At 70.1% G+C, this 21,462-nt stretch carries 20 protein-coding genes and 1 tRNA gene; 8 read left to right on the forward strand and 13 right to left on the reverse strand.

The genetic code is table 11. From position 1 onward, the window contains the following. Positions 1-176 precede the first annotated feature (176 nt). Entirely contained in the window at positions 177-716 is a 540-nt protein-coding gene (locus tag ACFVYS_RS08260; RefSeq protein ID WP_389499964.1) for a GNAT family N-acetyltransferase, read from the forward strand. 44 nt (positions 717-760) lie between these two features. On the opposite strand, the gene ACFVYS_RS08265 is transcribed toward ACFVYS_RS08260, so the two are convergent. Next, positions 761-1,570 carry a dioxygenase gene (locus ACFVYS_RS08265; RefSeq protein WP_389499966.1) on the reverse strand — a complete coding sequence of 270 codons (810 nt, stop codon included), beginning with the start codon at positions 1,568-1,570 and terminating at the stop codon, positions 761-763. A gap of 296 nt (positions 1,571-1,866) precedes the next feature. On the opposite strand from ACFVYS_RS08265, the gene ACFVYS_RS08270 reads away from it, so the two are divergent. Next, positions 1,867-2,376 (forward strand): MarR family winged helix-turn-helix transcriptional regulator, encoded by a 510-nt coding sequence (locus ACFVYS_RS08270; protein ID WP_389499968.1) that lies wholly within the window; start codon positions 1,867-1,869, stop codon positions 2,374-2,376. Between the two features lie 13 nt (positions 2,377-2,389). Here the strand turns inward: ACFVYS_RS08270 and ACFVYS_RS08275 are convergent, their stop codons facing one another. Both ACFVYS_RS08275 and ACFVYS_RS08280 read right to left on the reverse strand, forming a co-directional pair. Continuing rightward, positions 2,390-3,928: an MFS transporter gene (locus tag ACFVYS_RS08275; protein ID WP_389499970.1), complete on the reverse strand. Its 1,539-nt coding sequence runs from the start codon at positions 3,926-3,928 to the stop codon at positions 2,390-2,392. 201 nt (positions 3,929-4,129) lie between these two features. Next, positions 4,130-4,777: a TetR/AcrR family transcriptional regulator gene (locus tag ACFVYS_RS08280; RefSeq protein ID WP_389499972.1), complete on the reverse strand. Its 648-nt coding sequence runs from the start codon at positions 4,775-4,777 to the stop codon at positions 4,130-4,132. A gap of 432 nt (positions 4,778-5,209) precedes the next feature. Here ACFVYS_RS08280 and ACFVYS_RS08285 point away from each other — a divergent pair, with 432 nt between their 5' ends. The 4 genes from ACFVYS_RS08285 (at position 5,210) to ACFVYS_RS08300 (ending at position 9,313) form a co-directional block, all read left to right on the forward strand. Next, the gene (locus tag ACFVYS_RS08285) at positions 5,210-6,535 is read left to right on the forward strand and encodes a M6 family metalloprotease domain-containing protein (protein ID WP_389499974.1); all 1,326 of its coding nucleotides are present in this window, start codon (positions 5,210-5,212) and stop codon (positions 6,533-6,535) included. A 416-nt stretch (positions 6,536-6,951) separates the two neighbouring features. Next, entirely contained in the window at positions 6,952-8,568 is a 1,617-nt protein-coding gene (locus ACFVYS_RS08290) for a helix-turn-helix domain-containing protein (protein ID WP_389499976.1), read from the forward strand. A 63-nt stretch (positions 8,569-8,631) separates the two neighbouring features. Then, positions 8,632-8,707 (forward strand) — tRNA-Arg (locus tag ACFVYS_RS08295). A gap of 195 nt (positions 8,708-8,902) precedes the next feature. Next, entirely contained in the window at positions 8,903-9,313 is a 411-nt protein-coding gene (locus ACFVYS_RS08300) for a VOC family protein (protein ID WP_389499978.1), read from the forward strand. Positions 9,314-9,425: 112 nt separating this feature from the next. On the opposite strand, the gene ACFVYS_RS08305 is transcribed toward ACFVYS_RS08300, so the two are convergent. From ACFVYS_RS08305 to ACFVYS_RS08330, 6 genes are all read right to left on the reverse strand, one after another. Then, a complete protein-coding gene (locus ACFVYS_RS08305; protein ID WP_389499980.1) occupies positions 9,426-9,596 on the reverse strand; it encodes a hypothetical protein in 171 nt (56 codons plus the stop codon). Positions 9,597-9,632: 36 nt separating this feature from the next. Continuing rightward, the gene (gene amaP, locus ACFVYS_RS08310) at positions 9,633-10,226 is read right to left on the reverse strand and encodes an alkaline shock response membrane anchor protein AmaP (RefSeq protein WP_389499982.1); all 594 of its coding nucleotides are present in this window, start codon (positions 10,224-10,226) and stop codon (positions 9,633-9,635) included. A gap of 10 nt (positions 10,227-10,236) precedes the next feature. Continuing rightward, complete coding sequence (locus ACFVYS_RS08315) at positions 10,237-10,926, reverse strand: DUF6286 domain-containing protein (protein ID WP_389499984.1); 690 nt, start codon at positions 10,924-10,926, stop codon at positions 10,237-10,239. Continuing rightward, positions 10,923-11,123, reverse strand: a complete 201-nt coding sequence (locus ACFVYS_RS08320; protein ID WP_389499986.1) for a hypothetical protein — start codon at positions 11,121-11,123, stop codon at positions 10,923-10,925. The genes ACFVYS_RS08315 and ACFVYS_RS08320 overlap by 4 nt, the downstream gene beginning before the upstream one ends. 242 nt (positions 11,124-11,365) lie before the next feature. Further along, the gene (locus ACFVYS_RS08325) at positions 11,366-11,593 is read right to left on the reverse strand and encodes a hypothetical protein (protein WP_310433611.1); all 228 of its coding nucleotides are present in this window, start codon (positions 11,591-11,593) and stop codon (positions 11,366-11,368) included. Between the two features lie 44 nt (positions 11,594-11,637). After that, a complete protein-coding gene (locus ACFVYS_RS08330; protein ID WP_389499988.1) occupies positions 11,638-12,102 on the reverse strand; it encodes an Asp23/Gls24 family envelope stress response protein in 465 nt (154 codons plus the stop codon). A gap of 604 nt (positions 12,103-12,706) precedes the next feature. Here ACFVYS_RS08330 and ACFVYS_RS08335 point away from each other — a divergent pair. Beyond that, positions 12,707-13,033 (forward strand): GYD domain-containing protein, encoded by a 327-nt coding sequence (locus tag ACFVYS_RS08335; RefSeq protein ID WP_389499990.1) that lies wholly within the window; start codon positions 12,707-12,709, stop codon positions 13,031-13,033. Positions 13,034-13,691: 658 nt separating this feature from the next. Here ACFVYS_RS08335 and ACFVYS_RS08340 read toward each other — a convergent pair. After that, positions 13,692-14,723, reverse strand: coding sequence for an N-acetylmuramoyl-L-alanine amidase (locus ACFVYS_RS08340; RefSeq protein WP_389499992.1), 1,032 nt, complete (start codon positions 14,721-14,723; stop codon positions 13,692-13,694). A 432-nt stretch (positions 14,724-15,155) separates the two neighbouring features. Between ACFVYS_RS08340 and ACFVYS_RS08345 the strand changes: the two genes are divergently transcribed. Next, positions 15,156-16,880, forward strand: coding sequence for a dolichyl-phosphate-mannose--protein mannosyltransferase (locus tag ACFVYS_RS08345; protein WP_389499994.1), 1,725 nt, complete (start codon positions 15,156-15,158; stop codon positions 16,878-16,880). A 282-nt stretch (positions 16,881-17,162) separates the two neighbouring features. Here the strand turns inward: ACFVYS_RS08345 and chvE are convergent, their stop codons facing one another. The 3 genes from chvE to ACFVYS_RS08360 form a co-directional block, all read right to left on the reverse strand. Further along, positions 17,163-18,260, reverse strand: a complete 1,098-nt coding sequence (chvE, locus tag ACFVYS_RS08350) for a multiple monosaccharide ABC transporter substrate-binding protein (RefSeq protein WP_389499996.1) — start codon at positions 18,258-18,260, stop codon at positions 17,163-17,165. Between the two features lie 863 nt (positions 18,261-19,123). After that, entirely contained in the window at positions 19,124-20,020 is an 897-nt protein-coding gene (locus ACFVYS_RS08355) for an RNA polymerase sigma-70 factor (RefSeq protein ID WP_389499998.1), read from the reverse strand. 106 nt (positions 20,021-20,126) lie between these two features. Further along, positions 20,127-21,326, reverse strand: coding sequence for an NAD(P)/FAD-dependent oxidoreductase (locus ACFVYS_RS08360; RefSeq protein WP_389500000.1), 1,200 nt, complete (start codon positions 21,324-21,326; stop codon positions 20,127-20,129). Between the last annotated feature and the right edge of the window lie 136 nt (positions 21,327-21,462).

Consider the following 21,462-nt stretch of genomic DNA (forward strand, 5'->3'; position numbering starts at 1 on the left):
CTTGCGATGGAGGTTCAGCGGGTGGCCCTTCAGGCACCAGGCACTCTCGGACTCGGACTCTCCTCGGGTGCCCTGCATCTGATGGAAACAACGACTGGAATCAGGACAGAATTCCCAACCCGCACCCCGATTTTTATGATCTTGCAGTACCCTGTCCGACCACGCGAGGAGGCGCGATGTTGTCGGAACGTACAGAGGTGCAGGTCAGGCCGGGAGTCGAGGGTGACCTCGAAGCCCTCACGAGCCTCTACAACCACTATGTACGTGAGACGCCCATCACATTCGACACCGTGGCGTTCACTCCGGAAGAGCGACGTCCTTGGCTGCTCTCCCACCCTGAAGACGGGCCGCACCGCCTGATGGTTGCCACGGAAGCGGACTCACAGGGCGTCCAGGGGATCTCACAGGAAATCCTGGGTTACGCCACATCCAGCGCTTACCGGCCGAAGGCGGCCTACTCCACCTCCGTGGAGGTGACGGTCTACGTCGCTCCGCACGCGGGACGGCGCGGCATCGGCACGCTCCTCTACCAGGCGCTGTTCGACGCGCTGGCCGGCGAGGACCTGCACCGCGCGTACGCGGGCATCGCGCAACCGAACGAAGCGTCCGCGCGGCTGCACGAACGCTTCGGTTTCCGGCACGTCGGCACATACCGCGAGGTGGGCCGCAAGTTCGACCGCTACTGGGACGTGGCCTGGTACGAGAAGGAGCTCTGACCCCGGACGGAGCGCCGGCCACAGCCGGCACCCCGGCAGGAGCGTCAGCCGAACTGCACGGAGCGCTTCGCCATCCCCATCCAGAACCCGTCGATCACGGACTTCTGCGCGTCCAGCTCGCCGGACATCTCCGCCGCGCCCATGGTCACGAAGAGCGGGGCGAAGTGCTCGGTGCGCGGGTGGGCGTACCGGCCGGCCGGGGCCTTGTGGAGGAAGTCCAGCAGGCCGTCCCAGTCGCGGGTCTCCAGCGCGCGCCGGCCCCAGTCATCGAACTCCGAGGACCAGGTCGGCACTCCCCCGCCGGTGTGCCGCAGCGCGGCCAGGTTGTGGGTGAAGAAGCCGGAGCCGACGATCAGGACGCCTTCGTCGCGCAGCGGTGCGAGCTTTCGGCCGATCTCCATCAGCTTCACGGGGTCGAGGGTCGGCATGGAGATCTGGAGGACCGGGATGTCGGCGGCCGGGAACATCTCGACGAGCGGCACGTAGGCGCCGTGGTCGAGGCCGCGGTCGGGGATGTCCTGCACGGGGATACCAGGGGCGCGCAGCAGCTTCCGTACGCTCTCGGCGAGCTCGGGTGCGCCGGGGGCGTCGTACTTCACCCGGTAGTAGTGCTCGGGGAAGCCCCAGAAGTCGTAGACGAGGGGGACCGGGTCGACGGCACCGAGGGCGAGGGGGGCCTCCTCCCAGTGGGCAGAGACCATGAGGATCGCCTTGGGGCGGGGCAGGTCGGCGGACCAGGCGGCGAGTTCACCGGGCCAGATCGGGTCGTCCGCGAGGGGCGGGGCGCCATGGCTGAGGTAGAGCGCGGGCATGCGCTCCTGGGGGAGGGCACGCTCCTGAGGTGCGGCGGACATGGCGACTGCTCCTTCCGGGACCTCGGCCCCTGACTTCGGCTACATCCGACTTCGGACGCTCCTGCCATCGAGAACTCTTGCCACCGAAACTCGTGGCACCGAGAACTCGTGGCACCGACCGCCTCCGGCTTCGAACGCTTCCGGTGTCGAACCCCTCTGACTCCGAGTGCCCGGTGCCGAGTGCTTCGTGACACTTGATACTTCGTGACACTTGATTGAAATCTAAAACGTCAACATCGCTCAGCATATTCCCGATTGGTTTAAATTTCAAGGAGAAGACGTTTACAGTGGAGTACATGACGAAGGCATCCGCATCCGCTGACGAGCCCCAGTGGCTCACCGCCGAGGAGCAGCGCATCTGGCGCTCCTACGTGCACGCCACGACCCTCCTCGAAGATCACATGGACCGCCAGCTCCAGCGTGAAGCGGGTATGCCGCACATCTACTACGGCCTCCTCGTCAAGCTCGCCGAGTCCACCCACCGGCGCCTGCGGATGACCGAGCTGGCCAAGTACGCGAAGATCACCCGCTCCCGTCTCTCCCACGCCATCGCCCGGCTGGAGAAGAACGGCTGGGTGCGCCGCGAGGAGTGCGACTCCGACAAGCGCGGCCAGTTCGCCGTACTGACCGACCAGGGCCTGGAGGTGCTGAAGCGCGCCGCGCCGGGCCATGTCGCCGTCGTACGCCACGCGGTGTTCGACCGGCTCACCCCCGAACAGCAGAAGTCCCTCGGCGAGATCATGCAGATCGTCGCCGAGGGACTTCAGCCCGATGAAGCGGGTGCGGACCTGCCCTGGCTCCGCTAGCTCCCCAGCCGGGTCAGTGGACCATCACCGGCACGGCCGCGTCCTCGCCGTCCTCGGCACCCGAGCCCGCGACCGCTCCCATGTCCGGCTTGCCGGCGTTGACGAGCGTGAAGGCGATGGTCGCGGCGGCGACCAGGATGCCGACGGCGAACCAGATGGCGCTGGTGTAACCGTGCACCATGCCCTCCAGCTGCACCAGCTGCTGCTGGGGCTTGGTGGCGGCGCCCGCGACATGGTCCTTGATGTACGAGGTCGTCGCGGAAGCGGCGATGGTGTTCAGCAGGGCGGTGCCGATCGCGCCGCCCACCTGCTGCGAGGTGTTGACCATCGCGGAGGCGACACCGGCGTCACGCGGCTCGATGCCGTACGTGGCCAGGGACATGGCCGGCATGAACGCCGTACCCATACCGAGGCCGAGCAGCAGCATCGCCGGCATCAGCACGGCCGCGTACGAGGTGTCGACCTCCATCTGGGTCAGCAGCAGCATGCCGAGGGCGGCGACCAGGAAGCCGGGGCCCATCAGCAGACGCGGGGCGACCCGGGTCATCAGACGGGTGCCGATCTGGGTGGAGCCGGTGATCATGCCCGCGATCATCGGAAGGAAGGCGAAACCGGTCTTGACCGGCGTGTAACCCTTCACGATCTGCAGGTAGTAGGTCAGGAAGAGGAACAGACCGAACATCGAGATGATCGCGAGGCCGAGGGACAGGTAGATCCCACCGCGGTTGCGCTCGGTGATCACGCGCAGCGGCAGCAGCGGCGCCTTGACCTTCGACTCGACGATCACGAAGGCGGCCAGCAGCACGGCGGACGAGACGAACATGCCGATCGTCACGGAGTCGCTCCAGCCCTCGGACTCGGCGCGGGTGAAGCCGTAGACCAGGGACACCAGGCCGAGGGTGGACAGGATGACGCCCGGGATGTCGAGAGCGGAGCGGTTGCGGCCGCCCTCGGGCTCACGGATGACGAAGTAGGCACCGGCCGCGGCGATGATCGCGAACGGGATGTTCACGAAGAACGTCCAGCGCCAGTCCAGGTACTCGGTGAGGAAGCCACCGAGGATGAGGCCGACGGCGCCGCCACCACCGGCGATCGCGCCGTAGATGCCGAAGGCCTTGGCGCGCTCCTTGGCGTCCGTGAACATCACGGCGAGCAGGGAGAGCGCGGCGGGCGCGAGCAGGGCGCCGAACGCACCCTGCAGGGCGCGGGCACCGAACATCATCGCCTCGTTGGCGGCGGCGCCACCGAGCGCCGAGGCCGCGGCGAAACCGCCCAGACCGACGACGAAGGCGCGCTTGCGGCCCCACAGGTCGGCTATGCGGCCGCCGAAGAGCAGCAGACCGCCGAAGGCGAGGGCATAGGCGGTGACGATCCACTGCCGGTTGCCGTCGGAGATGCCCAGGTCCTGCTGGGCGGAGGGCATCGCGATGTTCACGATGGTGGCGTCGAGGACGACCATCAGCTGGGCGAGGGCGATGAACGCCAGCGCTTTCCAGCGGTTGGCGTCCGGGCCACCCGTCTTACCGGGGGCCTTCAGGGCTGATTCAGACATGGGAATACCCGCTTCGGGACTTCGTGACGGAAAAGAAGTGAGGTAAAGGGCGACTCGTCAGCGCTGACGGGCCGTTGCCGAGATCACCGCCGGCCGCCGAGGCAAGGTGAGGGGCGACCGAGGGCCATCAGGGGTCACCGCGACCGGCGACCACCGGTGAGGGTGATGACGACTGCTGCTGCGGTTCCGCGAACCGCTCGTTCAGGCCTGGCGCAGAACCTCCATGGTCACGGCCGAACCCGGCAGGACCGACGGGGCCGGGGCCCGCAGTCCGTCCAGGAACACCTGAAGGAGGCGGTGGACGAAGCGGTCGGCGTTCAGACAGCCGGTACCGGCCGGGGGTCGGCTGAGCTGGGCCACCGCGATCATCACGTCCCCCACGCCGACGTCGGGCCTGAGCTGCCCGGCCGCCTTCGCACGGTCCATGACTTCCCCGATGATCCGCTCGACCCGTTCGCGCGCTGCTTCGAGGTCGGGGTGGTGCTCGTCGAAGGTGCTGGAGATCATCGGGCACAGCGCACTGAGCCGCTCCTCGGCGGAGGCGTGCACGAACCGTTCCAGCGCCCCGAACGCGTTGCTCTCGGCGAGGGCGACCTGTCCGGCCTGGACCATGCGGTCCAGCACCGAGCAGACGACCTCGCGCACCAGGGCGTCACGGTCGGGGAAGTTGCGGTACACCGTGGCATTGCCGACGCCGGCCCGGCGGGCGATCTCGTCGAGCGGCACATCGGCACCGAACTCGACGAACATCTCGCGGGCGGCGGTGACGATCCGCTCCCGGTTGCGCAGAGCGTCGGCACGGGGCCGGGTCACCTTGCGCACGGTGGGGGTAGCGGTCGCGGTCTGCACGGCGCACTCCTTCTGACGTTTCGGATGCTGCGGATGCTGCGGATGCTGCGGATGTTTCGAGACTGAAGACGATCCGGGGATCGACTCCCCGTTTCGCTCGGACACATGGCTAAACGGGGATGGCGTCCCCGGTTATTTCCCAAACCCGGAAGTTTCTTGATGTGACCTGGATCACACACTGGATCGGGCAGCCGGGGTGGCCGACACGGCGGGAGCCGGAGCGGCCTAGAAGGGCCGCAACAAGGGGCGCTACCAGGGTTCTTTCAGGGGCGCGACCAGGGAATGTGCGTGCCGGAACGGGGCCGCCACAGCCGTACCGGTCGGTAATCCACGATCGGTCTCCTCCAGCGCGCGCCCGCGTGGACCACGTCGGAGGGTGATCGAAAGGGTGCAGCCGGTGATCGGGGGCTGCCTGGAGCGAAAGGCCCCTGCATGCAGCCGCAGCCCCTGCGCACCGCCCCGGCCCGCGCAGGCGAGCCACTCCGCCGTCGGATACGCCCGCGCCGCGTCGCCGCCCTCGTCTCCGTCTCCGTGCTGACGCTCGCGGTCAGCACGTCGGCCGGATCCGGACACCTCGCGCCGGCCCCCGGTGCGACGACGGCCGGCGCGGGCCCCGTCTCCCTGGCCCGTTCCTCCGCCCTCGCCCCCTGCATGATCAACGGCCGCGCCGGCGTCCAGATGTCCGAGGGCATGCCCACGCCGGGCGGCTACTCCCGCTCCACCGGCACCGTCCGCGCCCTCACCCTGATGATCGACTTCTCCGACGCGCCCGGCCGGGGCAGCGCACTGAGCCGCTACCGCGAGTTCTTCCCACAGACCGAGGAATGGTTCCGCACGGCGTCCTACGGCCGCCTCGACTACCGCGCCGAGACTCCGATCCAGCGCTGGCTGCGCATGCCCAAGCCGTTCCGCGAGTACGGCATAGAGCGTGGCGCGCCCTTCGACCCCGGCTACCGCGAACTCGTCCAGGACATCGTGGCCTCCGCCGACCCGACGGTGGACTTCCGCTCGTACGACCTCCTGAACGTGCTGGTCACCCCGAACGCGGGCCCCTCCGCCCTCGACACGGTCCTTTCGGTGACGTTCGCCGGCAACGCCGAGGCTCCGGTCGCCGACGGGGTCACCGTGGCGAACGCGTCCTTCGTCTACTCCCGCCAGGACGACGGCTCAGGCTCCTACGACCGCACCGGCTACCGCGTACTCCCCCACGAGAACGGCCATGTCTTCGGCCTCCCCGACCTCTACACCCAGGAGGGCGGGGGTGCCGTCGGCCACTGGGACATCATGAGCGAGGACTGGGGCGCCAACAACGATCTGCTCGGCTGGCACAAGTGGAAACTGGGCTGGCTGGACGCCTCACAGATCTCCTGCGCGGCCGCACCGGGCACGACGGAATACCCCCTGACCCCCCTGTCCCGCACGGCCGGCCCGAAGCTGGTCTTCGTCCCGCTCAGCGACCGCACCGGTTACGCCGTCGAACTGCGCGCCCGCGGCGGCAACGACGAGACGGTGTGCCGCCCGGGCGTCCTCATCTACAAGGTCGACGCGGACGTGGACACCGGCATGGGCCCGGTCACGGTCTACGACTCCCACACCGACAGCGGCGGCTGCACCCGCAGCCCCAACGTCCACGCGGAGCTCTCCGACGCCCCCTTCGCACCGGGCGAGACCTTCAAGGACCCCAAGAGGGGCATCCGCATCTCGGTGGTGGGGGCGGACCTGAAAGGCGACTACCGCGTACGGGTGAGCCGGGGGTAGCCGGCCGGAAGGACAACCACCGGAGGGGCGGGGGACGGGAAGGCGGATGGGAGGGGAGGTGGAGGGGCCGGAGGCGGAGGGGTGGATGGGCTGAAGGGTGGATGGGCGAGGGGTGATCAAGCGGACGGGGCGTGCGGTCCGCAGGACGACCGGGGCTACCGTAGGCCTGCCGCGACCCCGTACAACCACACACGACCACGCACGCGCGTACATGCACGCACGTACCTGCACGCGCGCGTGGCCGCACCCGGCCGATAACGACTGCCAACGACCACCGCCACGGCACACCACAACCGAGCACCCAGCACCGACCGCCAGCCGGCGACCACACACCACACAGCACGGCCCCCACGCCACGTACCGCCCCGCACACCGCCACCGTCAGTTCCGCCGCCGTATCGGAGAGCCGAGCAGCCATGTCCGCGAAGACGACCGCATCCGACCCGGTCCCGGCTCCGGTCCCGACCCCGGGGGCAGGGCAGGCGCCGGCGGAGGCGGTCTCACCGCTGATCCGGGGGGTCGCCGTGTTGCGGCAGCTGACCGAGGCGGGCGGCACGATGAGCCTGAGCGCCTTGGAGCGGAGCACCGGCCTGGCCCGCTCCACGGTCGACCGCATCACCGCGACCCTCACCCGCATGGGATACGTCCGTCTGGACGGCCGGGACGCGAGCCTGACCCCCCATGTCATGGAGCTCGGCAACGCCTACCTGGCCGCGCTGCGCCTGCCCGCGCTGCTGTCCACCCGCGCGGACCGCCTCGCCGACGAACTGGACGAGTCCGTGTCCCTGGCGGTCGCCGACCGTGACGGCATCCGCTTCATCCACCAGGCGACCCGCCGCCGCGCGATGTCCCTGAGCTTCCGCATCGGCGACCTGCTCCCCGCCGAACGCACCGCGCCGGGCCAGCTGTTCGCGACGGAGTGGACGGCCGAGGAGTGGCAGGCCTGGCGCGCCCGCAGGACGAGGGACCCGCAGAACCGCGACTTCCCGGCCGTGCCGCCGCCCCCGCAGAGCGCGTGGAGCGACGAGGACTTCACCCGAAGGACCGAGCGGGCGGCAGCGGAGAACTGCGCGCTGGACGACCAGTTGATCGAACCGGGCCTGGTGGCCGTCTCCGCCCCCGTACGGGATCCGCGCACCGCCCGGATCGCTTGCGTGGCGAACGTCGTCAGCCATACGAGCCGGCACACGTCGGCGGACCTGCGCGAGACGCTCCTCCCCCGACTCCGTCTGGCCGTGGCGGCGATGGAGGAGGACCTGCGCCGGGCACCGCGACCCGAGCCGGGCCCGTCCCCGGCGGGACTGGCGACCTGGACGGGCGCGTCGAAGCAGGAACTGGGCCGCGAGTTCATCGAGTCCCTCGCCCGGGGCCTGACGGTCCTGGCGGCGTTCGACGAGGGCCGGGCGGAGCTGACCCTCACGGAGGTCGCGAAGGCGACCGGCCTGGCGAGGGCGACGGCCCGCCGCGCCCTGATCACCTACGAACACCTGGGCCTGGTGACCCCCACCCCCCACCGCGCGTTCGCGCTCACCCCCCAGGTCCTCTCCCTCGGCTTCCCGCCCCTCTCCCGCACGTCCCTCCCCCGGATCGCGTCTCCCCACCTGACGACGCTGACGGACGCCATCCAGGAGACGACCTCCCTGGCGGTCCTGACCGAACGGGGCGACGAGCTCCAGTACGCGGCTCGGGCGACCGCGAACCACGTCATGAGCGTGGACATCGCCGTGGGCACCCGGCTCCCGGCCCCCTCCACAGCACTGGGCCGCCTCCTGCTCACCGGCCCCACAGCGGCGGCCTCCGGCTCCTACGCCCTGGTCGACGAGGAACTGGAACAGGGCGTACGCGCGATCGCGGTCCCGATCCACGACCGGAACGGCCGGGTGGTCGCCGCCCTGAACGCCGCGACCCACGTCGCCCGCCGCACGGCCGAGGAGTGCGTCCACGACATCCTCCCGGCCCTGCTCTCCACCGCCTCCCACATCGAGACAGACCTCCACACAGCCGCCCGCTTCACCCACGTCCCCCTGACCTGACCCCCACACCCGCCAACCCGAATCCGGTACGCTGACGCCAGTGACCCACAGGGCCACCATCCCGCCTTCGTAGCTCAGGGGATAGAGCACCGCTCTCCTAAAGCGGGTGTCGCAGGTTCGAATCCTGCCGGGGGCACCAGGGAAAAGGCCACCTAGGAACGTTCCTAGGTGGCCTTCGACATCTACTTCTGACATCAACGCGGGCGGTCACGCCCGACGTGCAGTCAGGCTTCGCGATGCCAAACATAGGATCGGGCGCCTTCGTGTTGGTCCGTTGCTTGCAGGGTCAGGGCCTGTCTCGAAGTCGGGTGTGAGCTTGTGCCAAGATCGCGGGATGCTGCGACTCACCGATTTCATCATCGACTGCCCGGACACGATGAAGCTGGCGGCTTTCTACTCCGAGGTGACGGGCCGTCCGATCAAGGAAGGCAGCTCCGAGGACTGGGCTGGCATCCAGTTCGGCGAGATCGAGCTGGCATTCATCCGGGTGGACGACTACCGCGCTCCGCAGTGGCCCGACAGCGAGCACCCCAAGCAGTTCCACCTCGACTTCGAAGTGGACGAGATCGGGTCCGAGCAGCGCCGCGTCCTCGACCTCGGCGCGACGCTGAGGCAGGACTTCATCGGCCCCAACGGCTACGGCTGGCAGGTCTACACCGACCCGATCGGCCACCCCTTCTGCCTGTGCCGCAACAAGAACGTCGTCTGGACCGACCAGGGCCCGATCTGGCCCAAGCGCGACTAATCGGCCGCCCACTTCCTCACCCACCACTCTCCCCAGCTCCCATCCCGTCCGCCGTCGGCCCACACGTATGTGGAGCGGGCGTGGTCCGCGGAGCGGAAAATACGAGCGGGTTTCAGCTGGCCGGGCGCCTGGTGGAGCGCCAGATGGAGCGGGCCGCCAGGTAGAGCAGATCGGCGATGAGAAGTAGTACGCCGACGGACATCAGGTAGAGCATGCCCTCGACGGCCGCGCCGATGGCGATCAGAGCGGTTCCGGCGATGAGCAGGGTCAGGAAAAGGACCACGACGGGATGCCTCCCGGGAAGGAATTGCGCGGGACCTCATGCGGTGCGTCGGGCGCGGTGGCGGGCCTCCCTGAGTCGGACCTTCGACGGCAGGCGGTCCAGGCCGGCCGAGTCTCGTGCGTGTGCGAGTGTTTCGCGGCTCAGCTGTCCCAGAGTTCGCACCGGCTCCGCGTAAGGCTCCAGCAGCAGCCGCACGCGTGCAGTGGGAGCAGTACGTCGGCCCGACAGTCGGACCTGAGCCTGCGAAACCCCGTTCAGGGCTCGCGCCTCTTCCTCGATGGCGTCCTCCAGCGTGCGGCCGTCGAGCCGGGCCGCCGCGCCGTCCTCGCTCTGGACGAGGACCCGGTCCAGGCGATGTCCGCGCTGCGCGAGGAGCCACCACAACAGCAGGACCAGCAGCACGGCGAGCACCGCGATCACGGCCGGCCACCACCAACCCTCGTCCCGCCACCGGGTACGTCCCTCGGCACCCAACAGCACATCGTCCGGCCCGACGAAGGGCCACCAGCCCGGCATGCGGAAACCCCAGCGGCGCTGGAGATCCAGCCCTCCCAACAGCACGCCGCCGCCCAGGGCGAACAGTCCGAGGCCGAGAAGCCCCAGCAGCACCCGGTTCACTGTCTTGAGCATCAGGATCACCTCAGCTCTTCTTCGGGCGCCGGACGCGCACGGTCAGTGTGGGTTGCCGGGCGAGACCCAAGGACTTCACGGCTTCCCCCAGCGTGGCGGCCAGATCCTCGTGGACCTCCTCGAGCCCGCGGAAATGGGCCTGTGCCAGGACTTTGACCTTCCGGCGGCCGACAGCGATCTGGGCCGACCGGACACCGGGCACCCGCACCGCCCAGTCACGCAGCACCAGAGCGGCCGCGCGGCGGTCGAGCCCGGCTCGGACATCCTCTGTACCGGGGATGACGGTGGGCTGCCGCATGGGCAGCAGCCTGCGCAGACCCGGCGTCACCGCCAGCAGGAAGAGCCACACGCCGACTGCCATCACCACCGCGGCCCCGACGATCACCCAGATGTCGTCCAGTGGCCGTGTGGCCAGTTCCTCGGCGAGCTGCCGCCGCCAGCTCATCGCGGACCGGCCTGCCCGCACCGAGACCACGTCGTACAGGAGCAATCCGATGGCCGCGGCGGACAGCAGGGCCACCAGGGTCGCGGGAATCCGCCGCGCCGACCAGAAGCGGCGCGCCGACCGGCCTGATGCGTCGGTCGTCGCCGTCTCGCCCGTGCCCGGGGTGTCATCGGCGGACGAAGCCGCCTGTCCGGGATCGGCGGGAAGGTTACTGTCGCTGTCACCGGTCGACTGCCGCCAGGTGTGCGCGCTCATCTCACCCTCTCCTGGTCCGTGTGACGTCCCTGCACCGAGTGCAACCTCTCGACCGACACCACGAGGTCGGACACGTCCATGCCGACCCATGTCCTGAGCCGTTCGGTGACTTCCCGGCGCACCGCGGCGCACTGCGCCCCGATGTCGGACGGATAGCCGAGCTCGACGGCGATGCGCAGCCGCGCCTCCCCGAGCACTGCCGGCCGTTGCGCGGCGGACTCGGCGTCTCGTCCTGCGGTATTCCGTCCCGGGGCTCGCCGCACAGATGTGTTCACACGTGGCGGGCGGCGGCCCGGCGGTACGTGGCCGGCCGACTCGGTGAACCCGCTCAGTGCCTCGCGCGTCACATGGGCGGCGATCTTCGCAACGACCCGGTCGGCGACGGTGATCGCACCGCGCTCCTCGCGGTGAACGGCCGGACGCCGATCTGCTTCACCGGTCACTGCCGCCAGTCCCCCCGGGTCCGTCGCCGGTCGTCGCGGATCCGCTCCTGTCGGTCCCGGCGGCGGACGAAGTCGCCCGGTTCGAGATCGCCTTCCGTGAACCGCCCGACCACAAGACCGACGACACCCAGCCCCAGCACCAGCAGGAAAGCCCAGAAGTTACCGAAATACGCCGCGAAACCCAGCGCCATTCCGGCCATCAAGCCCACCACGGCCCTGCTCATCACGCGCCCCTTCACTCAAGCCGGCTGCTCCGCGCGCGCCCCGGCTACTGAATCCGCTGCCGCTCTTCCCCTTCGTCCTCCTCGTCGGCCGGCAGCTTCACGTCGCTGACCGTGATGTTGACTTCCACCACTTCCCGACCCGCCATCCGCTCCACCGCGGAGATCACGTTCTCCCGCACCTCGGCGGCCACGTCCGTGATCGAGACGCCGTAGTCGACGACGATCTCCAGGTCGATGGCCGCCTGTAGCTCTCCGACCTCGACACTGACCCCGCGCGTGACAGATTTGCCACTGCCGGCGCCGGGCACTCGCTCCCGCATGGCTCCCATCGAGCGGGCGCGTCCACTGCCCAGGGCATAGACGCCGAGCACGTCCCGTGCCGCCATTCCGGCGATCTTCTCCACCACCACATCGGCGACGGTCGTCCGGCCGCGAGAACCGGGCGCACCGCCGAGCTTGACGCCAGTGCTCTTTACGCCGGTGTTCTTTACGCCGGTGTTCTCACTCATCGGGACATTCCTCCCTTGAGAAGCGCACATAACACTCACCGTTGATATTGTAGTCATTTTAGTATGTTTTGACCCACTATGTGGCGTGAGGTGGAGCGGTCCATGAGTGGCCCGAACGTCCTGGCTGGGGCCCTCGCGGACACTCCGAGCGCAGTGGTCGCGGTCGCTGGTCAGGTGTTGGTAGATCAGCGCGGCGGGTGAGTTGCTGTGGCCCATGGGGGCATCAGCGCATGGGGCTGGTGTCGGCGGGCTGGGCCAGGGGGTTTGCCAGTGTGGTGGCGATGGCGGGAGTGGGGCTTCGGAGTTCCGACGTCCCGTCGCCGGCTTCCTGGCTGATGGCGGCCGTCGCGGGGATCGCTTCGCCTGAGGCGGCCTTCCTGGGGGCCGGCGAAGCAGTGCTGTGCGGTCGCGGAAGTCGCGTCACGCTTCGCAGGGTGGATTCCGTTCCCTCGCCCGCTCCTCCGTGTCTTTCGGATGGGCCCCTCCTTCGTCGATCGTCGTCGCCGGGGCGGTCATCGGCCCGGCCGTATGGGGGATACGGGCCGCCGCCTGCGCACTTCCTCCCTCGTGGGGGCATCCCTTGACGGAACGAAAGGGAGACAGGATGCCGCTCTATCTATCGAGGTTCAGCTACACGCCGGAGACCTGGGCGCGGCTGATCGACCACCCGGAGGACCGCGCACAGGCGGCTCAGTCGTACATCGAGTCCGTCGGCGGGAAGCTCCACGGTTTCTGGTATGCCTTCGGCACGCACGACGGCTACAACCTGTGGGAGGCTCCGGACAACGTTTCCATGGCCGCGGTTGCGCTGGCGATCAGCGGGGGCGGCGCGCTCGGCTCGTTCGAGACGACTGTTCTCCTGACCGTGGATGAAACGCTGAAGGCCCTGCGTACAGCCGGGGAGGTCCAGTACCGGCCTCCTGGCGCGTAGCCGCCCGATCAGCTACGTCCGACCGGGTTGCGGCGGCAGCGTCCGGCACGGCGGGGAAGCAGGGAAGCGCAGGGCCCCGACGGCAGCCCGTCCAGCATCAACCAGGGCTGCCGGCGGACGCGTCCGGGGCCGCTGGGACGCGGACCGATCATGGTCCGGGGGCGCAGGTCGGACCGCACGCCGGGCTCGCCTTGCCCGTCAACCGCCATGCGCAGCGCGGGAGTCGGGAAACGAGTGCTTTCGCCTGTCTGACGGTTCCCGCGTACGCCATGCGGGCGGAGAGATCGTCATGCCCATCGCTTCCCAATTCGCGATCGTCGCTGTGGCAGGTGTTCGGCGCGCCCCGCTCCGGTGTCAGGGGGCCTCGGGGCGGGGCGCTCGGGGTGGTGTCAGTGTCTGGCGGACGTCGGGTGGGTGGGGGTGGGTAACTCCCGTTCGGACGGTTGGGTGGGGGTGGACGGGGGCTGGGGTTTCCGGGGTCCGGTGGTGGCGGCCGGGTCGGGGGTGTCGGGCTGGGCCGCTCCGCCGGGCTCTTCCCTGCCTGGTGGATCCTGTACGACGGCGTGCTCTTCGTCAGGTGTCCGCTCGGGCAGGGCGAGTTCAGTGGGGGCGGTGGTTCTCATGTGGTCCTCTCGGTCGCCCGGGTGGGGCGGGTGGGTCAGGCGGCCCAGTAGGGGCCGGTCGCGGTGCGGTGGAGGAGCGTGACCGGGCTGGCGTCGGCCGTTCGCACGCGGATCTGGAACCGCAGGTGCTTTCCGGCCGGGACGGTGCCGGACAGGGCGAACTGGTGGCCGCCGCCGCCGTAGCGGGTGACGGTCTGGAACGCGGACGGGTGCTTGCCCGAGGTGTCCGTCAGGTAGAAGCGGCCCTCGACCAGCGCGTCGTCCGGGGCCTTCTCCTCGAGTGAGACGTGCACCAGGGTGTTGTGCAGGCGCGGCCCGGAGTGGAGGACCGGGTCCGCGAACGCCAGGCCGACCCATTCGCCGGAGGGCAGCTCCACATCGATGACGTTCGACTCGTTCAGCATCGACGGGTTGGGCACGGTGTCCTCCTGGCTCGGGTCGGTCGGGGTGGGGATCGGTGTGTCGGTGTTGGGGGCCTTGCGCAGCCGGGTCGCGACCCTGGCGCGGAAGTCGGCCATGGTGAAGCCGCGCGGGTCGGTCTTCGTGTTCGTCCACTCCTTGTGGCCGATCACGGAGGCGGCGGACCAGCCGTGCGCCCGGCACAGCGCGGCCGAGGCGCGGACCATGGCATCCAGCTGGACCGCCGGCCAGGGGTCCTTGCCGTCGCCGAGGTTGACGCACTCGAAGCCGTAGAAGTGGACGTTGCCGTCGATGTCGTTCTCGTTCGGCGCGGGTAGCCCCTTCTCGGCGATGACCGCCTTCAGGACGTCGCCGTCGCCCCTGCCGGCGTGGTTGGCGCGGCCCCAGCCGACGAGGTGCACGACGCCCCGTTTGTCGATGACGCCGTGGCACAGGGGTCCGGGGAGACCGGCGTATCCGTCGCGGCATATCGCCACGGAGGCGGCCGTCCCGGATGTCACGGTGTGGTGGACGACCACCCCCGCGACCGGGCCCCACGCGCCGTGTCCCGCGCGGTTGTGGGTGCGCCAGCCGCCGACCTCGACGACGGTGACGCCCTCGGCTCTGAGGGCGGCGAGAACCCTTGCTGCGGTCAGGGGAGTTGCCATGGTGGTTCCTTTCGGAGAAGCCGTGCCTGTCTGGGTGCCCCGTCCATCGCATCGCCACCGTCGAACTTGTTGCCGTTGCAACGGAGTCCGGCGTTCGCGGCAGGGCAATTCATCCCGCTCCCGGCCCACCCGCCGCACAGGGGAAAGGTGCGGCTTATCCGTCGACATCGGGCCATGACGTCACATCAGGTGTCGCCGCCGCGGCCCCGGCGCCCTCGGGGGGAGCGGCCGTCGGCGCTCGGGAGGAGCGGCGGCCGTTCGCAGAAGAGAGCTGCGCGCTGGTCCACCCCCAGCGCCGCCGCACCCGTGTGCGCAGCGCGCTCCTCCTCGAGGATGACTACGTGTGCGCCGGACCGGACGTATGCGCCGGGTCGGACGGTGGAATGCGGGATCGCGCGGTCGTTCGCGCAGGTCGGCGTCTAGGGTCGTCCGGTGACGAGTAGCAGTGTGCGGCGCTCCCCCGTCCTCGACGGCGGCCGTCCGACGAAGGTGTCCGACGACTGGCAGGGCCGGCTGCGCCTGTTCGGATACGCCGGGCGCCCTCGGACCGGCGTCCGGGAACGTCTGGTTCCGCCCTTTCCGGGGCCGTCGACCCGTTGGGGGGAGCTCATACGCCTCGGTCCGGCCGGGGCGTACCGCGCGGCGAAGGTGATGGACTGGTTGGGGCCGGTACTCGTCGCCGTGCTGGCCGGGGTGATCCGGTTCCGGCGTCTCGGGCAGCCGCGGGGCCTCGTCTTCGACGAGACCTACTACGCCAAGGACGCCTGGGCGCTGCTGCGGCTCGGTTACGAGGGCACCTGGCCGGACCGCAGGGTCACCGACCCGCAGATCCTCGCGGACCCTCAGGTGATCCCGCTCTCCGACACCGGGGCGTTCGTCGCGCATCCGCCGACGGGCAAGTGGGTGATCGCGCTCGGTGAGTGGATGTTCGGCCTCACCCCGTTCGGCTGGCGCTTCATGACCGCGGTGCTGGGCACGCTGTCGGTGCTGATGCTGTGCCGCATCGGGCGCCGGCTGTTCCGGTCGACGGCGCTGGGCTGTCTGGCCGGCGCGCTGATGGCGCTGGACGGTCTGCATGTGGTGATGAGCCGGTCCGCTCTGCTGGACCTCGTCGTCATGTTCTTCGTGCTGGCGGCGTTCGGCTGTCTGCTGCTCGACCGGGATCACGCGCGGGCCCGGCTCGCGGCCGCCCTCCCGGTGGACGGGGACGGTCACGCGCGCCCGGACCGGGTCACCGGCGACCGTGCCGGGACGGGACCGCGTCCGTGGCGGCTCGCGGCCGGCGTCTTCCTGGGGCTGGCGGCCTCGACCAAGTGGAACGGCCTGTACTTCCTCGCCTTCTTCGTGGTCCTCACCCTGCTGTGGGACGTCGGCTCGCGGCGCGTGGCCGGGGCGGGGCGCCCGTACCGGGCAGTGCTGCGCAAGGATCTCGGCTGGTCCCTGCTGTCCGTCGTGCCGGTCGCCGTCGTGACCTACCTGGTGACGTGGACCGGCTGGTTCCGGTCCGACGGCGGTTACGGGCGGCACTGGGCGGACGGCCGTGGCGGCGCCTGGTCGTGGATACCGGCCCCGCTCCGCAGCCTGTGGCACTACGAGTACGGCGTCTATCAGTTCAATGTGGGGCTGCACACCTGGCACCGGTACGAGTCGAACCCGTGGAGCTGGCTGGTGCTCGGCCGCCCGGTGCTGTTCGACTACCGGTCGCCGAAGGCCGGGCGGGACGGGTGTCACGCCACGGTCGACTGCTCGCAGGCCGTCGTCGCGCTGGGCACGCCGGTGCTGTGGTGGTCGGCGTGCTGCGCGCTCGGGTATCTGCTCTACCGGTGGGCGCTGCGCCGCGACTGGCGGGCGGGCGCCGTGCTGTGCGCGGTGGCGGCCGGCTATCTGCCCTGGTTCCTGTACCAGGACCGTACGGTCTTCTCCTTCTACGCGGTCGCCTTCGTGCCGTACCTGTGCCTGGCCGTGGCGATGACCCTGGGCGCGCTCCTGGGCCCGCCGGGCGCGGACGACAGACGCCGGATGGCGGGCGCGGTCGTCGCGGGCGGGATCGTGCTGCTCATCGCCTGGAACTTCATCTATTTCTGGCCCGTCTACACGGGCCAGGCGATCCCGGTCGGCGACTGGCGGTCACGGATGTGGCTGGACACGTGGATCTAGCGCTGTGACCGAGGGGTTCACCGCATCCGAGGGTTGTCGTCCGAGGGTTGTCGTACGTGGTGGCTGGGCTCGACGGCGTGCCGCCCGTCCAGGCGGCGCCGGCGAGGGTGAACCGGCGCAGGGGTCCGAAGTGGGCCTCGATCGGGTTCGTCCGCGAGCCGTGGGCCGGGGTGCGGTGAGGACACGGCTCGGGCCTTGTTCTCGCGCACCATGGCCGACGATGACCGCGGTCGGCGTGGTCATCGTCGGTCGTGGCCCGGCTCCGACGGGTCCGGGCCGTGGCTACTTGAGTTCGGCGTCGGTGTAGTAGCCGCCGGCGACCAGGACGTACTCGTAGTTGGTCTTGTCGACGGTCGTCGGCTGCAGCAGGTAGGCGGGCACGGCCTTGACTCCGTTGTCGTAGGCCCTTCTGTTGTTCACCTTCGGCGTCTTGTCGTTGAGTATGTCGTCGGCCATCTCGGCGGCGACACCGGCGAGTTGACGGAGGTCCTTGTAGACGGTCTGCGACTGCTCGCCCGCGATGATCGACTTCACCGAGGCGAGTTCGGCGTCCTGCCCGGTGACGATCGGCAGGGGTTTGCTGCCGGAGCCGTAACCGCCCTTCTTCAGCGCGTTCAGGACGCCGATGGAGATGCCGTCGTACGGCGAGAGGACCGCGTCGACCTTCCTGCTCCCGTACGCGTCGGCGAGGATGCCGTCCATGCGCTTCTGCGCGGTGGGCCCGTCCCAGCGCAGGGTGGTGACCTCCTTGAGCCCGGTCTGGCCGGACCGGACCACCAACTGCTTGGTGTCCAGGTACGGCTGGAGGAGGTGCATCGCGCCGTCGAAGAAGTACTTGGTGTTGTTGTCGTCGGGGGAGCCGGCGAACAGCTCGATGTTGAACGGGCCCGCGCCGTCCTCCAGGCCGAGCTTGTCGATGATGTAGCGCGCCTGGAACCGGCCGACCTGCTCGTTGTCGAAGGACACGTAGTAGTCGACGTTCGCGGTGCCGAGGATGAGCCGGTCGTAGGAGATCACCGGGATGTCCGCGTCGGCGGCCTTCTGGAGCACGTCGTTGAGCGACTTGTTGTCGATGGCCGCGATGATCAGTGCGTCGACGTCCTGCTTGATCAGGGCCTCGATCTGTGCGACCTGCGTCTTCGGGTCGTCCTGGCCGTACACCAGCTTGGTCTGGTAGCCGTCGGCCTTCAGGTCGGCGACGACGCTCTTGCCGTCGGTGAGCCAGCGCTCGGAGGCCTGGGTCGGCATGGCGATGCCGATGGTGCCGCCCCCGGAGTCGCCCTCGGAGCTGCCCCCGATGTCGCTGCCGCAGGCGGACAGCGTGAGGGCGAGAGAGACGGCTCCGGCGGTGACGGCGAGGGCGGCTCTTCGGTTGCGCATGGTGATCGTTCCTCGTTCTTCTCGTCGTTGAGAGGATGGGGGGTGTCAGAAGGCTGTGGGGAACCGGTGGAGCGGGTCGCGCCGGCCTGCGAGCGGGGGCGGGCGATCCGGGGTGGGACGCGCCGTGTCCGCTTCCGCGCGTTCCCGGTGGGGGGTCGGGTGTCGATCCCTCAGGGGGGCGTCGTGCGGGTGGGTCTCGGGCGCTCCGTACCGACCGGACGTGCGGTGGAGCGGTGGGCCCCGCGGCGCGGATCCGCTCGGGGATCTTCTGGATCCGCGTGCGGCCGCGAGGCCGTCAGGGGCCTGGTGCGCCTGTTCATGGACGGTGAACAGGCGGAGGGTCACGCTGAACCGACCGACGATCGGATCGCCCGGCGCGTCGCTCGGACCGGCGCTCGGGCGCCTCGGTGTCCGGTGGATCGTCGATCAGTGCGGCGGTGCGGCCCTGTAAGCAGGCCTCGCCGAATCCCGTGATCGCGTCATCGGGGCGCACCTGTACATACGCCGGGCGGCGCCGGGGCGCGCCTGCCACGTATGCACTGATTTCGGTGGCGCGCAGGGCACTTGCCTTTCAGCTGTTCGAAATATCGTCACGTGGTCGGAATGGTGGCGTGACAATAAGAGGGGGTGTGCGGGGTGTCAACGCTACGAACAGAAACGGTTCCGGAAAGTGGTGGAGATCGCTTTCTGTCCGCGCCGACGCCCTCTCCGCGACGCCGGAAAATCCCGCCACGCTTGCGCGTTTATCCTGGTCAGCGCCATGACCCGACCTGGCCGGGTCATGCCGGGAAGCGCTACGGCCCTTGCTGTGAATACGCCATGAAAATCGGCCCGGAGGCGGCGGAGTCCGCCCCCCGTGGCGTTCAGCGCAGCGTGAGGGGGGTCTCGGAGGCGACCCGGGTCAGCTTCTCGGGGTTGCGGACGTAGTAGATGCCGGTGATGCGGGCGTCCTCGACGCGGATCGCCATGACGCCGTCGTCCTCGCCGTCGAGCCGGACCAGAAGGGCCGGGTGCCCGTTGACCAGGGCGAGTTCGCCGGTGAGGGTGGCATCGATCCGGCCGGCGCCGCCGATGATGAAGCGGGCCACCTTGTCGGCGCCGACGACGGGCCGTCGCGCGGCCTGTTTGACGCCGCCGCCGTCGCTCAGCAGGACCACCTCGGGCGCGAGCACGTCGAGAAGGCCCTGGATGTCCCCGGTGTCGAGCGCGCGCCGGAACGACTCCAGCACCGCCCGGGTCTCGCGCGGGGAGACCACCTCGCGCGGACGGCGGGCGTCGACGTGCTTACGGGCGCGGTGCGCGATCTGACGGACGGCCGCGGGGCTCTTGTCGACCGCGGCCGCGATCTCCTCGTAACCGACGTCGAAGGCCTCGCGCAGCACGAAGACGGCGCGCTCCGTCGGCGAAAGGGTCTCCAGGACGAGCATCAGCGCCATCGACACGCTCTCGGCGAGCTCGGCGTCCTGGGCCACGTCCGAGGCGGTGAGCAGTGGCTCGGGCAGCCAGGGGCCGATGTACGCCTCCTTGCGGCGCGTCATGGTGCGCAGCCGGTTGAGCGCCTGACGGGTCGTGATCCGGACCAGGTAGGCGCGCCGGTCGCGCACCTGTGCCAGGTCGACCTCGATCCAGCGCAGCCAGGTCTCCTGGAGGACGTCCTCGGCGTCCACCGCCGATCCGAGCATCTCGTACGCGACCGTGAACAGGAGGTTGCGGTGGGCGACGAACGTGTCGGTCGCCGGATCAGCGGTGTCGTCGCCCATGGCTCGGCCCTCTCCTCTTCCTCGCGGTCGGCGCCGGCCGCCGACGGTCTTCAGGCGTGCGTGCACACCGAGGTCCATTCTTCCCCGCGCGGACGCGCCCGCCCCGCTAGGCCGCCCGGCCGGCGGTGTCGGGGGCCTCGCCCCGCTGCGCCCGGAGCAGTTCCCGGCGCCTGCCGTCCTTGCTCCACCAGGTGCGCACGCCGGGCTTGCGCGCCTCGTACGCCAGTTGCCAGACGGTGCTCCGGCACACGATCTCCTTGACCCTCCCGCCCAGACGGCCGCCAAGGTACAGGCTGACCGCCATGTCGTTCTTACGGGCGAACTGGAAGACGCCGGAACGCCGTCCGAGGCTCAGGCACTGGCCGGCGAACCCCACGTCGATGGGTGCGGGCAGCTCGCCGGCGATGCGGCTGAGTACCGTCTCGGCGGCCTGCGGGCCGAGTTGGACCGCGGACTGGCAGCCCTGCCGGAACGGCAGGTCCGACGGTGCCGCGGAGTCCCCGGCCGCGATGATGCGCGGGTCGTCCACGCTGGTCAGCGTCTCGTCGGTGCGCAGGCGGCCCAGGGCGTCGGTGCTCAGTCCGCTGCGCGCGGCCAGGTCCGGCACGCCGAACCCGGCGGTCCAGACGGTCACCTCGCTCGGCAGCTCGCGGCCGTCGGCGAGCCGCACGGCCTCGCGGGTCACCTCCGTCACCCGGGTGTCGGGGCCGTCGAGCACAGTCACGCCGAGCTTGGCCAGCCGCGCGGCGACCGCGCGGCGGCCCCGCGGGTGCAGGTACGGGCCGAGCACGCCGCCGCAGACCAGCGTCACGGTGCGGCCCTCCTCCGCCAGTTCGGCGGCGGTCTCGATGCCGGCCGGGCCGGCGCCGACCACCGACACCGCGGCCGAGGCGGGCGCGCCGGCGAGGACCGGCCGCAGCCGCTCGGCCTCCTCCAGGTCGGCGAGCGGGTGGGCGTGCTCCGCCGCGCCGGGTACCCGCGGGTCGGCGCTGCCGCTGCCCACCGCGTAGATCAGGTAGTCGTAGTGGACCGTGCCGCCCGAGGCCAGCTCCACGTGGCGCCCGGCCGCGTCGATCCGGGTCACGGTGTCGACCGTCAGCCGGACGCGGTCGGCCAGGATCTTCGCGTAGTCGACGACCGCGTCGTCCGAACCGCCCACCAGCTGGTGCAGCCGGATCCGCTCGACGAAGGTACGGCGGGGGTTGATCAGTGTCACGGTCACGTCGTCGCGCTGCGTCAGCCGGTTGGCCGCCATGACGCCGGCGTATCCGCCGCCGATCACGACAACATCGGTGTTCTCAGCCATGTCGTCTCCTCCAGAATCGGTGGTTCGGCCTCAAGACACCGCGTCGCCGATCCCTGTGACAGCGTGTGAGGCAGGTCACCCGTTTGGCCCCAAGAGGACCCGGAGGAGACCGGAGAAAGGCCGGCGGAGGCCGGAG

The organism is Streptomyces sp. NPDC058295 (assembly GCF_042880655.1).
In the GTDB taxonomy this organism is placed as follows: Bacteria; Actinomycetota; Actinomycetes; order Streptomycetales; family Streptomycetaceae; genus Streptomyces; species Streptomyces coriariae.